General features: G+C 71.9%; 10 protein-coding genes. 2 read left to right on the plus strand and 8 right to left on the minus strand.

What is annotated here, in order from left to right:
• Positions 1-97 precede the first annotated feature (97 nt).
• Positions 98-3,118 carry a bifunctional diguanylate cyclase/phosphodiesterase gene (locus OOK38_RS05705; RefSeq protein WP_266765864.1) on the minus strand — a complete coding sequence of 1,007 codons (3,021 nt, stop codon included), beginning with the start codon at positions 3,116-3,118 and terminating at the stop codon, positions 98-100.
• A 474-nt stretch (positions 3,119-3,592) separates the two neighbouring features.
• On the minus strand, positions 3,593-4,534 hold the full coding sequence (locus OOK38_RS05710; RefSeq protein WP_266763061.1) for a 2-hydroxyacid dehydrogenase: 942 nt from the start codon (positions 4,532-4,534) through the stop codon (positions 3,593-3,595).
• Positions 4,535-4,610: 76 nt separating this feature from the next.
• On the opposite strand from OOK38_RS05710, the gene OOK38_RS05715 reads away from it, so the two are divergent.
• Positions 4,611-5,618 (plus strand): aldo/keto reductase, encoded by a 1,008-nt coding sequence (locus OOK38_RS05715; protein WP_266763059.1) that lies wholly within the window; start codon positions 4,611-4,613, stop codon positions 5,616-5,618.
• A gap of 117 nt (positions 5,619-5,735) precedes the next feature.
• Entirely contained in the window at positions 5,736-6,908 is a 1,173-nt protein-coding gene (locus tag OOK38_RS05720) for a sorbosone dehydrogenase family protein (protein ID WP_266763057.1), read from the plus strand.
• Positions 6,909-6,927: 19 nt separating this feature from the next.
• Here the strand turns inward: OOK38_RS05720 and OOK38_RS05725 are convergent, their stop codons facing one another.
• The 6 genes from OOK38_RS05725 to OOK38_RS05750 all read right to left on the minus strand — a co-directional run bounded on the left by OOK38_RS05725 (position 6,928) and on the right by OOK38_RS05750 (position 14,359).
• Positions 6,928-7,254, minus strand: a complete 327-nt coding sequence (locus OOK38_RS05725) for a DUF6191 domain-containing protein (RefSeq protein ID WP_266763055.1) — start codon at positions 7,252-7,254, stop codon at positions 6,928-6,930.
• A 40-nt stretch (positions 7,255-7,294) separates the two neighbouring features.
• Positions 7,295-10,348, minus strand: a complete 3,054-nt coding sequence (locus OOK38_RS05730) for a helix-turn-helix transcriptional regulator (protein ID WP_266763053.1) — start codon at positions 10,346-10,348, stop codon at positions 7,295-7,297.
• Between the two features lie 164 nt (positions 10,349-10,512).
• Positions 10,513-10,710 (minus strand): hypothetical protein, encoded by a 198-nt coding sequence (locus OOK38_RS05735; protein WP_266763051.1) that lies wholly within the window; start codon positions 10,708-10,710, stop codon positions 10,513-10,515.
• Positions 10,711-10,885: 175 nt separating this feature from the next.
• Complete coding sequence (locus tag OOK38_RS05740; RefSeq protein WP_266763049.1) at positions 10,886-11,485, minus strand: hypothetical protein; 600 nt, start codon at positions 11,483-11,485, stop codon at positions 10,886-10,888.
• 35 nt (positions 11,486-11,520) lie between these two features.
• Positions 11,521-12,096, minus strand: coding sequence for a GNAT family N-acetyltransferase (locus tag OOK38_RS05745; RefSeq protein ID WP_266763047.1), 576 nt, complete (start codon positions 12,094-12,096; stop codon positions 11,521-11,523).
• A gap of 4 nt (positions 12,097-12,100) precedes the next feature.
• The gene (locus OOK38_RS05750) at positions 12,101-14,359 is read right to left on the minus strand and encodes an MMPL family transporter (protein ID WP_266763045.1); all 2,259 of its coding nucleotides are present in this window, start codon (positions 14,357-14,359) and stop codon (positions 12,101-12,103) included.
• Between the last annotated feature and the right edge of the window lie 18 nt (positions 14,360-14,377).

Below are 14,377 nucleotides of genomic sequence, written 5' to 3' on the forward strand. Positions count from 1 at the left end.
CCTTTCCGGTGACCACCTAGCTTCAGCCGACGCGCTTTCCAAGTACGAGAATTCGGGTGCGCATGGCATTGACCCTCCCCCCGGCACGCACCGACTGTCAAGTGGGTGGGACGGGAGTCTCATTATGTGAGCGGAGGGCTGTTCCACCCCCCAGAACAACGGGCACACCACTCGTATACACCCCCGCGCCGCCACCACCGGCGAACACGGGCTCGGCGGGTCCGTTCGGCACCGGATAGTGGCCGGAAGAGAGCGCTCTGCGCAGCCGGTACTCGTCCAGCGGCCCGGAGAACGCCATGCCCTGCCCATGGGTGCATCCCATGGCGCGCAGAGCGACGACCTGCTCCGGAAGATCCACCCCGTCGGCCACGGACTGCAGCCCCAGGTCGGTGGCGATCCGCAGCAGCCCACTGGTGATCTTGTGCAGCCGGGCGGACTCGACGACTCCCTCGACAAGACTCCTGTCGAGCCGCAGTACGTCGACGGGGAGCCGCCGGAGCGCCGTGATCGCCGCGTAGCCGCTGCCGAAGCCGTCCAGGGCGATCCGCACACCCAGGCGCCTGAGCGCGTTCAGACGGCGCTCCAGCTCGTCCAGGGAGACGCGGGGGTCGGTGTCGGACAGTTCGATGATCAGGCCGCCCGAGGCGAGCCCGTGCCGGGTGAGCAGGGACTCCACGGAGCCCAGCGGCATCGAGCGGTCCAGCAGGCGCCGGGCGGTCATCCGGACCGCGACCGGCACCGCGATGCCCGCGGCGGTGCGCTCGGCGGCCTGCTCGACGGCCTCGTCGAGCATCCAGCGGCCCAGTTCGGCGGTCCTGTCGCTGTCCTCGGCGACGCGCAGGAACTCGGCGGGCGTGAAAAGCACTCCCTGGGAGGAACGCCAGCGCGCCTGGGCGGTGACCGAGGCGATCCGGCCGTTCTCCAGCGACACCACGGGCTGGTGCAGCAGGGCGAACTCGCCGTCATGGAGCGCGGAGCGCAGCCGGGTCGCCAGTTCCGCCTTGCGGACCACGTCCTGCTGCATCTGGGGTGCGTACAGCTCGACGCGGCCCTTTCCGGCCGCCTTGGCGCGGTACATGGCGAGGTCGGCGTTGCGCAGCAGCTCCCCCGCGCCCAGTCCGGGTTCGGCGAAGCCGACGCCGATGGACGCGGCGACCCGGACATCGTTGCCGTCGATGCAGTACGGCTGGGAGAGCCTGATCCGCAGACGGTCGGCGAGCTCCAGTATCTGCTGCTCACGGGCGGTACGGTCACGGCCGCCGTCGCCGACGATGAGGGCCGCGAACTCGTCCCCGCCCAGCCGGGCGGCGGTGTCGCCGTGCCGCACCGAGTCCTGAAGTCTGCGGGCGGCCTGGACGAGCAGTTCGTCGCCGGCCTGGTGCCCGATCGTGTCGTTGACGGCCTTGAAGCCGTCGAGGTCGATGAAGAGGACGGCGGTGCCCCGGTCTGAGGAGCGGCGCCCGGACAGGGCCTGCTGGACGCGCCGGGTGAACAGCGCGCGGTTGGGCAGGTCGGTGAGCGGGTCGTGTTCGGCGTTGTGCTGCAACTGCGCCTGGAGCCGCACGCGTTCGGTCACGTCACGGCTGTTGAAGATGAGACCGCCGTGGTGCCGGTTGACGGTGGACTCCACGTTGAGCCAGCCGCCGTCGCCGGACCGGAAACGGCACTCGATGCGGGTGGTGGGCTCCTCGACGTGACTGGCCGCGAGGAACCGCCGTACTTCGTGGACCACGCAGCCGAGGTCCTCGGGGTGGATGAGGGAGGCGAGCTCGGAGCCGACGAGTTCCTCGGCGTCGCGGCCGTAGACCCCGGCGGCGGCCGGGCTGACGTACCTCAGGATGCCGTTCGGGGCGGCGATCATGATGACGTCGCTGGAGCCCTGCACCAGGGAGCGGAAGTGGTTCTCCTTCTGGGCCAGCTCCTGGGTGAGGGTGATGTTGTCGAGCAGCATGATGCCCTGGCGCACCACGAGGGCGAGCACGACGAGGCCGGCGGTGACCAGCACCACGCGGTCCACATTGCGCCCGTTCAGGATGTTGTAGAGGATCCCCAACGTGCAGACGGCGGCGGCCAGATAGGGCGTCAGCGCGGCCAGTGAACCGCTGATGGGACGCGTCGCCGGGTATCGGCGCTGCCCCGGCCCCTGGGGGTTCGCGTGCACGTGCCCGCCCGGCTGTCGCTCGTACGGATGTTCCTCCGGCCCGTGCTCCCCCTGGCGTTCGCGGGACCCGGGGCCCTGCGGACCCCCCGGTGATCCGTGCGGCGCCCGAGGCTCCTGGGGTTCGTGCGGCGCGTGACTCCCCGGGGGGCCGTGCCGGTCCTCCTGGCGCTGTCCGGGGATGTGCTCGTACACGACGCGCGCGTGCCCGTCCGGGCCGTGCTCGTCGGTGTCCGGGTCCGGGTGCCCGTGCCGGGTGACGACCCAGGGGGCGTACGCGAGAAGCAGCGAGCCGGCGAACCAGCCCGCGTCGAGGAGCTGACCCGAGCGGTAGTTGTTGTGCAGGAGGGGCGAGGTGAACAGGGCGTCGCACATGACGGTCAGGGCCAGCGCCCCGATCGCGGTGTTCACCGCCGACCTGTTCACCGACGAACGGCGGAAGTGCAGCGCGAGCACCATGCTGACCAGCGCGATGTCCAGCAGCGGGTACGCCAGCGACAGCGCGGTGTGCGCGACGCTCGGCCCGTCGAACTTCGCGGCCTGGGCGAGCGCCAGGCTCCAGGACAGGGTGAGCAGCGAGCCGCCGATCAGCCAGGCGTCCAGCGCGAGGCACACCCAACCCGCCTTGGTTACAGGCCTCTTGGCGAGCACCAGCAGTCCCACGATGGCGGGCGGCGCGAAGCAGAGGAAGAACAGGTCGGCGTAACTCGGGCTGGGAACAGGGCGGTCGAGGACGACCTCGTACCACCCCCAGACCAGATTCCCGAGCGAGGCCATCGCCGAGGAGAGCGCGAAGAGCAGCCACGCGGGTCGAAAGCGGCTGCGGCGATGACGGGCGTAGAGGAAGCAGGAGACCGCCGCGGTGGCCGCCGCGACGCTCAGCCCGAAGTCGCCCATGACCAGCGCGAGACTCGCGGAGCCCCAGCCGAGCGCGGAACCGACGGCGTATCCCGCGCACATCAGGGCCAGCACGAGTTGCGAGAACAGGCCCGTCCCGCCGTCGAAGACCGGCCGACGGGCCAGCAGCGCCCCTGGGGAGCTCACCGGGCCCACCCGGTCCGTACCCCGGGGTCCCGCTGATCCCGGTGCGCCGGGTGCGCATGCCTCCGGCGGCCTCCGTGCCTGCGGTGGTGATGGCCGCCGTGGCCGTGTCCGTGCGTGGTCGCGCGCCAGGGTCGTCGGCGGCGGCCCCGCCGCGTCGGATCGTTGGTCCATAGGCCGTGCATCGCCCGTCGCCCCCCTCGCAGTCTCAATGTCCGTCCCCGGCGCCGAACGGTGCGCGGCGCAGCCCCTGTCGGGACGATACACCAGTCTCGTCACTCAGGGACATAGTTCCTCTACGCTCCGTGACGACCAGGGACTATGCCGGTACTGCCCGCATTCGGGGAACTGCGGAGGGTGCCCGAAGCGGACGGAGAGCGAACGGGGCGTTGCTCAAGTGCCGGTGGTAAGGACCACGTTCCGCAGCGGCTCCCGGTTCACGAAGAGAGTCAGCTGGTCCGCCAGCAGCCGCTTGGCGCGCGGCCAGAACGCCGAGGTGGGGCCGCCGACATGGGGGCTGATGAGCACGCCGGGCGCGTGCCACAACGGGTGCCCCTGGGGCAGCGGTTCGGGGTCGGTGACGTCGAGGGCCGCGGTGATGCGCCCGCTCTCCAGCTCGGCGAGGAGCGCCTTGGTGTCGACGACGGGGCCGCGGGCCACGTTCACGAGGAGCGCGCCGTCCTTCATCCGGGACAGGAAGCCGGCGTTCACCAGGCCACGGGTGCTCTCCGTGAGCGGTGTGGACAGCACGACGATGTCGAATTCGGGGAGCAGGGAAGGCAGTTCCGTGAGGGGGCGCACGGGACCGCGCTCCGTGGCGCGAGCGGAGCGCGCGACGCGCTCCACCCGCGCGAGCTCGAACGGCGCGAGCCGGTCCTCGATGGCGGACCCGATCGACCCGTAGCCCACGATGAGGACGGACTTGTCGGCCAGCGAGGGACGGAACCCCGAGCGCCACTCCTCCTTGTCCTGGCCCCGCACGAAGTCGGGGATCCCGCGCAGCGAGGCGAGGATCAGGGCGAGGGTGAGTTCTCCCGTGCTCGCCTCGTGCACCCCGCGCGCGTTGCACAACACCACGCCGGGACGAAGGGACTTGAGGCTCGGCAGGACGTGGTCGACCCCGGCGGAGAGCGTCTGCACGACCCGGACCGACGTCATTTCGGACATCGGACGCTGCGAGACGGCGGGCGGCTTCATGTACGGCACGGCGTAGAACGCGCAGTCGGCCGGATCCGCGGGAAACTCCTGGTCGCCGTCCCAGAAGCGGTAGTTGAGGCCTTCGGGGAGTCCGTCGATCTCGTCGGCGTGAAAGGGAAGCCACACATCGGAAGTCATGGTCAGGAGGCTATGCCAGGTGCCCATGCGCGCAGAGGTTAGGTTGGGGTGCCAGCAGAAGGAGGATTACGGCCAGGTGGAGCGCAGAACGATCGGGGCCGCGGCACTCGATGTCGGGGCGGTCGGGCTCGGATGCATGCCGATGAGCTGGGCTTACACCGGGTCGCGGCAGCGCGGCGAGGAGTCGCTGCGTGCGGTGCACGCGGCGCTCGACCGGGGCTCGACGCTGCTCGACACGGCCGACATGTACGGCCCCTTCACCAATGAACTGCTCCTCGGGCGGGTGCTCAAGGAGCGGCGCTCCGAGGCCTTCGTGTCGACCAAGGTCGGCCTGCTGGTGGGCGACCAGCACATTGTGGCCAACGGCCGCCCCGGCTATGTGAAGCGCGCGTGCGACGCGTCGCTGCGCCGGCTCCAGACTGACGTGATCGATCTCTATCAGCTGCACCGCGCGGACCCGGAGGTACCGGTCGAGGAGACCTGGGGCGCGATGGCCGAACTCGTCTCGGCCGGAAAGGTGCGCTCGCTCGGGCTGTGCGCGGTGGGCGCCCGGTCCGCCCGCCGCTCGGGGGCGCGGCTGCACGACGGAACGATCCGGCAGCTGGAGCGGGTGCAGCAGGTCTTCCCGGTGAGCGCCGTACAGGCCGAGCTGTCGGTGTGGTCGACGGAGGCGCTGGACGCGCTGCTGCCGTGGTGTGCGGCGCGCGGCGTCGGGTTCCTCGCCGCGATGCCGCTCGGCAACGGATTCCTGACCGGCACGCTGACCCCCGGTGAGGGCTTCGAGCCCGACGACGTTCGGGCCCGCCATCCCCGCTTCACCGCCGAGATGATGGCCGCGAACCAGCCCGTCGTCGTGGGTCTGCGGCGCATCGCCCGGCGTCACGGGGGCGGCGGCCGTCCCGTCACGCCCGCGCAGGTGGCGCTCGCGTGGGTCCTGGCGCAGGGGCCGCACGTGGTCCCGGTGCCGGGGGCCAAGCGGGAGCGCTGGGTCACCGAGAACGCGGGGGCGGCCGGGCTGCGGCTGACGGCGGAGGACCTCGCGGAGGTGGCGGGGCTGCCTGGGGCGCTGGGATCCTGGGACTGAGCGGCGGTTCCGTGTCTCCGCCTCCGGATCCCGGCGCGGATTGCCCGTCCGTGATCGGGAACCCGTGGAACGCGAGCGGTGTATGAACTGTAGGACCGCCGCGTCGAAGGGACACTGATGGTGCAGGTTCGAGCAGTGACAGCCGTGTTGGCCACGGCAGCGCTTCTGATGACGGCAGGCTGTTCCTCCGGCGACGAAGGTGGCTCGGACGGCTCGGGCGCGTTCCCGGGCCTCGGGAGTACGCCGCCGCAGTCGTCGTCCTCCCGGAGCGCCTCCCCCGAGGCGACACCGCCCGCGAAGGGCTCGGTGAAGGTCCTGCGCACCGTCACCGAGGATCTGGACTCCCCCTGGGGCCTCGCGCCGCTGGCCGAGGGCGGTCTGCTGGTCTCCTCGCGCGACAAGGGGACGATCACCCGGATCGACGAGAAGACCGGCAAGAAGACGGTACTGGGCGAGGTCCCCGGGGTGGCCGCCGCCGGCGAGGGCGGCCTCCTGGGCATCGCGCTCTCCCCCGACTACGCCTCCGACCACATGATCTACGCCTACCTGACCACAGCGTCCGACAACCGCATCGTCCGCATGCTGTACGACGAGCGGAAGCCGTCCGGCGAGCAGCTGGGCGCACCGGACACGATATTCAAGGGCATCCCCAAGGGAATCATCCACAACGGCGGCCGGATCGCGTTCGGCCCGGACAAGATGCTGTACGCGGGAGCCGGCGAGACGGGTGACCGGGGTCAGGCCCAGGACAAGAAGGCCCTCGGCGGCAAGATCCTGCGGATGACGCCGGAGGGCGAGCCCGCGCCGGGCAATCCGTTCGGCGACTCGGTCGTGTACTCGTACGGGCATCGCAATGTCCAGGGCCTCGCCTGGGACGGCAAACAGCGGCTGTGGGCCTCCGAGTTCGGCCAGGACACCTGGGACGAGCTGAACCAGATCAAGCCTGGCGACGACTACGGCTGGCCGGTGGTCGAAGGCATCGGCGACAACGCCAAGTACCACAACCCGGTCGCCCAGTGGCACACCGACGACGCCTCTCCGAGCGGGATCGCCTACGCCGAGGGGTCCCTGTGGATGGCGGGTCTCAAGGGCGAGCGCCTGTGGCGCATCCCGTTGAACGGCACCAAGAAGTCCGCGGACCCCGAGGCCTTCCTGAACGGCAAGTACGGCCGCCTCCGCACGGTCGTCTCCGCGGGCGGCGACAGACTCTGGCTGACCACGAGCGAGACCGACGGCCGCGGCAGCCCCACGAAGGGCGACGACCTGCTTCTGGAGGTGCAGGTGAAGTAAGGGAGAGGCAGCGGAAGCGCTACGGGGCCGGCGTGGGCGCCGGGCCCTGCTCCGGCTCCGGCTCCGGCTCCGGCTCCGGCTCCGGCTGGGTATCCGATTCAGGCTCGGTTTCGAGCTCGGGATCGACGCGGGAATCCGGGTCGAGCTCCGGCTCCGGCTCCGGCTGATCAGCAGGCCGGTTCTCCTGGCTCGGTACCCGTACGACGACCTTGCCCGAGGCGAGGTCTATCGGGCCGCGGCCCGGGTCGCCGTCGTTCACGTCCACGCGGGACAGTTCCAGCCGCTTGCGTTCGTCGTTCGTGTGCTTGCGGCCTGGCGCGAAGAGCTCCTCGAACATGTTGAACACGACGCCTCCCCTCTTCCCGGGATCCCTCGCAGCGTAGACCTCAGCCCGCCGCCCGGGCAGCGGGGGTCTCCGGTGGGAAGAGCCGCAGCCTGTGGGCCAGGGCCGCCGCCTCCCCCCGTCCTGAGACGTCCAGCTTGGCCAGAATGTTCGAGACGTGGACGCTGGCCGTCTTCGGGGAGATGAAGAGCTCCTCGGCGATCTGGCGGTTGCTGCGGCCGGCGGCGACGAGGCGCAGGACGTCGCGCTCGCGGCTGGTGAGGCCGAGCGCGACCGCGGGGTCGGCGGATGCGGCGCCGGACCGTTCGGGGGCGTGTTCCAGCGTGAGGCGGGCGCGCTGGGCGAGCAGGGCGACGGCGTCGGCGAGCGGGCGGGCGCCGAGGTGGTCGGCGGCGGCGCGGGCCAGCCGGAGGAGTTCCGTGGCGCGGACGCGCTCGTCGTCGTCCGCGCCGGTGAGGAGCAGGGCCTCGGCGAGGCGGAGGCGGACCCGGGCGAGGTCGTAGGGGCGCTCCAGGGGTTCGAGGTCGCTGACCACCTCGAACCACTGCTCCGGGGTGCTCACGCCCTCCGCCCGCTGGAGTTCGGCGCGCACCCAGTCGGCGTGGGCGACCCAGATGGGCGCTCCCGTGGCCAGGGTCTTCGCGGCCGTGCGGATGCGTTCCAGGGTCGGGGCGCGGCCGGGTCCGGCGGCGGGCAGACCGCGGGCATCGGCCTCCGCGGTGGCGGCGGCCAGGAGCAGCGGCCAGGCGTAGCGCTGGGTGCCGGGCGGGAAGCCCGCGTCCAGGGCCTGCTCCAGGGCGTTGCGGGCGTCGAGGAGGCGGCCCTCGTCGGCGGCGAGGCCGATGGTGGTGCCCAGCAGCGGCAGGGAATGCTGGGGCATCGGATCGTGGGTGCCGAAGTGGCCGCGTGCGGCGGCCAGTTGGCGTCCCGCCTCGATGAGGTCGCCGCGGGCGAGGGCGACGGGCGCGAGGCGGGCCGCGCCCACGCCGGAGGACTTGCCGCTGAGTCCGATGCCCAGCGCGTTGCGCGCTGCTTCGACGGCGTCGTCCCACTGGCCGAGCGCGAACAGCGATTCGGAGAGGTTGCCCCAGACCCAGGCCTGGGTGTCCAGAAGGCCGTTCCTGCAGGCGAGTTCGACACCGTCGCGCAGGATCGCGACGGCCTCGCGGGAGCGGCCGACCGACTCCAGATGGGAGGGCAGGTTGATGTGCAGACGGCCCACGACGTAGGCGGCGCCCTTCCGGTTCGCCCGTTCCCTGACCTGGTACATCTCCGCGAGCCCCGCCTCGACGTCCCCCGCGTCGACCATCAGGCCGCCGAGGGTGAGCCGGGCGTTCAGCTCCGTGTCCCGGGCGCCCACCATGCGTGCGTACTCCACGGCGCGTTCGGCCGCGGAGAGGGCGCCGTGGCCCGGTTCGTGCAGCATGCACCAGGCGGCGACCATGGACAGCACCTCGGCGTGCACCTCGGAGGGCGGCAGACCGCGCACCAGGTCCTGTGCGGTGGCGAGTTCTTTCCAGCCGTCGCCGCGGACCTGGGCCTGGACGAGCCGGGAACGCTGGATCCAGAACCACGCGGCGCGCAGCGGGTCGCCCTCGTCCTCCAGGAGATGCAGCGCCCGCTTGGTCGTCTTCAGGGCGCGTTCGCGCTCCCCGCAGAGCCGGCCGGCGACGGCGGCCTCGGCCATCAGGTCGAGGTAGTGCAGGGGCGCGGTCTCTGGGTCGCAGCCGACCGGAGGATAGGCCTCCACGTAGTCGATGGGGCGCAGTTCGGCCCGTACGGCGTCGGGGGCCACCTCCCAGAGCTCCATCGCCCGCTCCAGGAGCCGCAGTTGCTCGGAGTGGGCGTGCCGGCGGCGGGCTTCGACGGAGGCGTCGAGGACGGCGGGCAGGGCCTTGGCGGCGTCGTGGGCGTGGTACCAGTAGCTGGCCAGGCGGGTGACGCGTTCGTCGGCCGGTACGAGTGCCGGGTCGGCCTCCAGGGCCTCGGCGTAGCGGCGGTTGAAGCGGGAGCGCTCACCGGGCAGCAGGTCGTCGCTGACCGCCTCGCGGACCAGGGAGTGGCGGAAGCGGTAGCCGTCGCCGCCGGGCGAGGCGAGCAGGATGTTGGCACCGACGCAGGCCCGCAGTGCCTCGATGAGGTCGTCCTCGGCGAGCTGTGCCACGGCGGCGAGCAGCGGGTACTCGACGGTGCAGCCGCCCTCGGCGACGATCCGGGCGACCCGCTGGGCGCTCTCCGGCAGCCCTTCGACGCGGACGAGGAGCAGGTCGCGCAGGGAGTCCGTGAGCCCCGTACGACTGCCTTCGTGGGTGGCGACGGCGAGTTCCTCGACGAAGAACGCGTTGCCGTCGGAGCGGGCGAAGATCTCGTCGACCTGGGCGGGGTCGGGCTCGCGGGCGAGGATTCCGGCGATCTGGCGGCCGACCTCGGCCCGGCTGAAGCGGCCCAGGTCGATGCGGCGGACCGTGCGGAGGCGGTCGAGTTCGGCGAGCAGCGGGCGCAGCGGGTGGCGGCGGTGGATGTCGTCGGCGCGGTAGGTGGCGATCACCACGAGGCGGCCGGTGCGGAGCGTGCGGAAGAGGTAGGCGAGCAGATGGCGGGTGGAGGCGTCGGCCCAGTGCAGGTCTTCGAGGACGACGACGACCGTGCGGTCCGCGGCGATCCGTTCCAGGAGGCGGGCGGTGAGCTCGAAGAGACGGGCCATGCCCTCTTCCTCGTACTGCCGTCCCCGGGCCGTCTCCGCGAGCTCGGGCAGCAGGCGGGCGAGTTCCTCCTCCTGTCCGGCGGACGCGGTGGCGAGTTCGTCGGGGAGGGTGCGGCGCAGGGCGCGCAGGGCCGTGGAGAACGGTGCGAAGGGGAGACCGTCGGCGCCGATCTCGACGCAGCCGCCGCAGGCGACGACGGCGCCCTCGCGGGCGGCGGCGGTGGCGAACTCCTCCAGGAGACGGGTCTTCCCGACTCCGGCCTCGCCGCCGAGCAGCAACGCCTGTGGCTCTCCCTCGGCGGCCCGGGCGAGCGCGCCGCTCAGCACTCCGAGTTCGTCGGCGCGTCCGACGAACACCGGGCTGACGGACCTGGTCTCCACGGGCCCGAGCATGGCACAGGGGTCCGACGGTGCGGCACCGGTTATCGGGAGGGCGATCAGTGCCCCGCCGGCCGGCCGACCGGCGGGAAGGAGGCGGCCGACCCCCGTGCGGCCGCCTTCCCGCACAGCCTGTGGACGGCCGGGTGCCGTGCGGCCGTCCACAGATGCCCCGGCGCTCACGCGGCGCGGGCGAACCGGTGCCGGCGGGGACGGTGGGTATGGCCCTGCCCCTCCGTGTCGTTGTGCGCGGACCGGCGGGCGTCCGCGCGCCGGGCCGCTCGGCGGCCGCGCAGGGCCTCCTTGGCGAGCCGGTAGTTCTGGGCCTCGCGGATGAGTTCCGCGGACCGGATCTGCTGAAGCTCGTACTCGAACATCTCGTACCCCTCGTGAAGAGTCGGTTTCGGCCTCGCTTGTTCGCGATGCCTCAACCTTCGTCTCCAAGGGGGGTGCGCCACATCGGGAGAGTTCCGCATCTTGCGCACGCGAAGGGCCTTAGGGCGGCGGTAAGGAACTTACGCCGGCCCTAAGGCCCCTCAGAGTTCTCGGGATTCAGCTGGTGGAGGGCAGTCCGAGGATGATGTCGGAGTACTTGGCGACGGCGAGGACCAGGCCGACGACGCCGAGCGAGACGCCCGCCCAGGCGACCGACTTGATCCAGGCGGCCTGCGGCTTGCCGGGGGCACCGAACGCGGGCCGGACGAGGACGACGACGCCGACGATCAGCGCGGCCAGTGCGAAGAGGCCGCCGATCAGCGCGGTGGTCGCCCAGGCATCGCCGTAGACCTCCTTGACCTGCGTGGCGACGCTCGCGTTCGACGAGGTCTGGAGCTGGCCGACCAGGGTCTCGCGCGCGGCGGCGACGGTGGCGACCCAGCTGCCGGTCAGCGACACCACACCGAGTCCGGCGGACACCACGGCGGCGGCACCCTGGCCGACACCGGCGGCCTGACCGGCCTCGGCGGTGTCGTCGCCGTCCGCGGGGGTCTCGTCGTCCTCGTCCTGCTCCTCGGCCGGCTCCGTGGCGTAGGCCTCGGTCTCGGTCCCGTTGTCGGCGGACGTCCCGGTCTTGGTGACGTCCACCGTCTGCTCGTCGCGCTTCGCCTCGGTGCCGGTCTCGGCCCCGGCCTCGTCAACTGTCTTGGTTCCCATGACCCGCACCGTACGGACGCTCTCTGAGAAGTTCCTTAATGGTCCTTGTGAGCGGCACGCTCGCGTGCCGCACGCCATTCGGGCGCGAGTACGGACCACACTTCGAGGTCGTGCCGGACCCCGCGATAGGGGTGCTTCTCCCGGAGCACGCCGTCCTGGCTCATGCCGAGCCGCCGGGCCACGTTCAGGCTCGGGACGTTCCCGGCCGCGGCGACCCACTCCACGCGGTGGATTCCGCGCTGCTCGACTGCCCAGTCGATGAGCACCCGCATCGCGCGCGTGACCAGACCGCGCCCGGAGGCGGCGGGTTCCAGCCAGCAGCCGACCTCGCAGTTGGCTTGCTCCGCGTCGAAGTTCAGGAAGAGCACCCCGCCGACGAGCTTCCCGTCCAGCCACAGTCCGTGCAGGGACCCGGTGTCGGCGGCGCGCATGTCGGCGTACCTCTGGAGGTGTCCCCGCGCGGACGGCACGTCCGTGGACTGGGACCCGAAGGGGATGAACTGCCCGATGAACTCGCGCCCCCGGTCCAGGTGTGCGAGGAACTCCTCGGCGTGCCACGGCTCCAGCGGCCGCAGTTCCGCTCCGTCGTCGCCCAGAGATATCGCGTACATCCCTCTACCGCTCCTTCGCCAGTACGTCCGCCACCTCGGCGTTCGCCGCGTCCGCGCCGTCCAGGACGTCCGCCGCCTCGGCGTCCGTCGCCTCGGCCAGCCTCTCATGCGCGGCACGGCACTCGGGCGGTTCGATGCTGATGCGGGGCAGCCGGCGGTCGAGCCAGCCGGGCAGCCACCAGTTGGCGCCGCCGAGCAGGTGCATGAGGGCGGGGACCAGGAGCGTCCGCAGGATGAAGGCGTCGAGGGCGACGGCGGCGGCGAGGGCGATGCCGAACATCGCGATGACACGGTCGCCGCTGAGCACGAAGGCGAGGAAGACCGAGATCATGATGACGGCGGCGGAGTTGATCACCCGGCTGGTCTCGGCGAGGCCGACCCGGACGGCACGCCGGTTGTCACCGGTCTCCAGCCACTCCTCGTACATCCGGCTGACCAGGAACACCTGGTAGTCCATCGAGAGCCCGAAGAGCACCGACACCATGATCACGGGCAGGAAGGGCTCGATCGGGCCCGCGCGGCCGAGGCCGAGCAGTTCGCTCCCCCAGCCCCACTGGAAGATCGCGACGACGACTCCGAAGGCGGCGGCCACGGCGGCGATGTTCATGACCGCGGCCTTGAGGGGGATGCCGATCGAACGGAACGCGAGCAGCAGCAGGACACAGCCGAGGCTGATCACGACGCCGACGAAGAGCGGGAGCTTGCCGACGATGACGTCCGCGAAGTCGTCGTAGCTCGCCGTCACCCCGCCGACCTGTACATCGAGGGAGGTGCCCGACTCGGCGCGCGGCAGGACGTCGGTGCGCAGCCGGTCGACGAGGTCGCTGGTCTTCTGGGACTGCGGCGCGGAGGTCGGGACGACGGTGAGGAAGGCGGTGTCACCGGCGGAGTTGTACGTCACCGGGTCCGCCGAGGCGACGCCCTCGGTGGCCCGGAGCGTGGCGTCCAGGTTGTCCAGGGCGAGCCGGTCCTCGGCGCCGCCGACCTTGGTGACGAGGGTCAGGGGCCCGTTCACGCCGGGTCCGAAGCCCTCCCCGATGAGGTCGTAGGCCTGCCGTGTGGTCGCCGCCTTCGGGTCGTTGCCCTGGTCGGAGGTGCCCAGGTGGAGCGAGAACGTGGGCAGGGCGAGCAGGGCCATCACGACGACGGCCACGGCACCGAGCAGCTTGGGGTGGCGTTCCACGAAGGCGGACCAGCGGGCGGCGAACCCGGTGGCCACCTCCGGCGCGGGTCCGTGCTCCTCCAGTCGCCGCCGCTCCCGTCGGCTCAGCGCGCGTGGACCGATGAAGGAGAGCAGCGCGGGCAGCAGGGTCACGGAGGCCGCGACGGTGAGGACGACGGTCAGGGAGGCCGCGATCGCGACGCCGTTGAGGAAGCCGAGCCGCAGGATGAGCATGCCGAGCAGGGCGATACAGACCGTGGCGCCGGCGAAGACGACCGCCCGTCCGGTGGTGGCGACGGCGTTCTGCGCCGCCTCGGCCACCGGCAGTCCGCGTTTGAGGCCGCGCCGGTGCCGGGTCACGATGAACAGCGCGTAGTCGATGCCGACGCCGAGCCCGACCAGCATGCCGAGCATGGGGGCGAAGTCGGCGACGGTCATGGCGTGGCCGAGGAGCACGATTCCGGCGTACGCCGTGCCCACGCCGATCAGGGCGGTGGCGATGGGCAGCATGGAGGCGGCGAGGGAGCCGAACGCCAGGAAGAGGACCACGGCGGCGACGGCCACACCGACGATCTCGGCGACATGTCCGCCGGACGATTTGGTGAGGGCGATGGCGGTGCCGCCCAGCTCCACGTCGAGTCCCTTGGCCTCTGCGGCCTTCGCCGTGTCGACGACGGCCTGGACCTCGCCCTTGTCGAGGTTCTCGGCCCGGTCGGCGAAGGTGACGGTCGCGTACGCCGTCCGGCCGTCCGCGCTGATCCCCTCCGACCCCTGGCGCTGGTACGGGCTGTCGACGGAGGCCACTCCGGGGAGCTTCTCGATCTTGTCCAGGGCGCGGGTCATCGACTGCTCGACGTCCGCGGAGCGCACCGTGCCGGGGCTGGTGTGCCAGACAACGGTGTCGCTGTCGCCGCCGAGGCCGGGGAAACCCTCCGCCAGGAGCTGGGTGGCGCGGCCCGATTCGGTGCCGGGGGCCTCGTAGTCGTTGGAGTACGCGGAGCCCGTCACGACGGCGGCGGCGCTCACACCGCCGAAGGCCGCGAGCCAGAGCAGAACGGCGACGAGGCGGTGCTGAACACACCAGCGTGCGAGGGCTGCCACGGACGAGCTCCCTGGGGG

The sequence above is a fragment of the Streptomyces sp. NBC_00568 genome (assembly GCF_026341855.1).
In the GTDB taxonomy this organism is placed as follows: domain Bacteria; phylum Actinomycetota; class Actinomycetes; order Streptomycetales; family Streptomycetaceae; genus Streptomyces.

What these genes read in the sequence shown, in the direction of transcription:
- OOK38_RS05730 (WP_266763053.1), bottom strand. Translation starts at nt 10,348, where the DNA reads ATGCTCGGGCCCGTGGAGACCAGGTCCGTCAGCCCGGTGTTCGTCGGA.
- OOK38_RS05745 (WP_266763047.1), bottom strand. Translation starts at nt 12,096, where the DNA reads ATGTACGCGATATCTCTGGGCGACGACGGAGCGGAACTGCGGCCGCTG.
- OOK38_RS05740 (WP_266763049.1), bottom strand. Translation starts at nt 11,485, where the DNA reads ATGGGAACCAAGACAGTTGACGAGGCCGGGGCCGAGACCGGCACCGAG.
- OOK38_RS05735 (WP_266763051.1), bottom strand. Translation starts at nt 10,710, where the DNA reads ATGTTCGAGTACGAGCTTCAGCAGATCCGGTCCGCGGAACTCATCCGC.
- OOK38_RS05710 (WP_266763061.1), bottom strand. Translation starts at nt 4,534, where the DNA reads ATGACTTCCGATGTGTGGCTTCCCTTTCACGCCGACGAGATCGACGGA.
- OOK38_RS05705 (WP_266765864.1), bottom strand. Translation starts at nt 3,118, where the DNA reads ATGTGCGCGGGATACGCCGTCGGTTCCGCGCTCGGCTGGGGCTCCGCG.
- OOK38_RS05720 (WP_266763057.1), top strand. Translation starts at nt 5,736, where the DNA reads ATGGTGCAGGTTCGAGCAGTGACAGCCGTGTTGGCCACGGCAGCGCTT.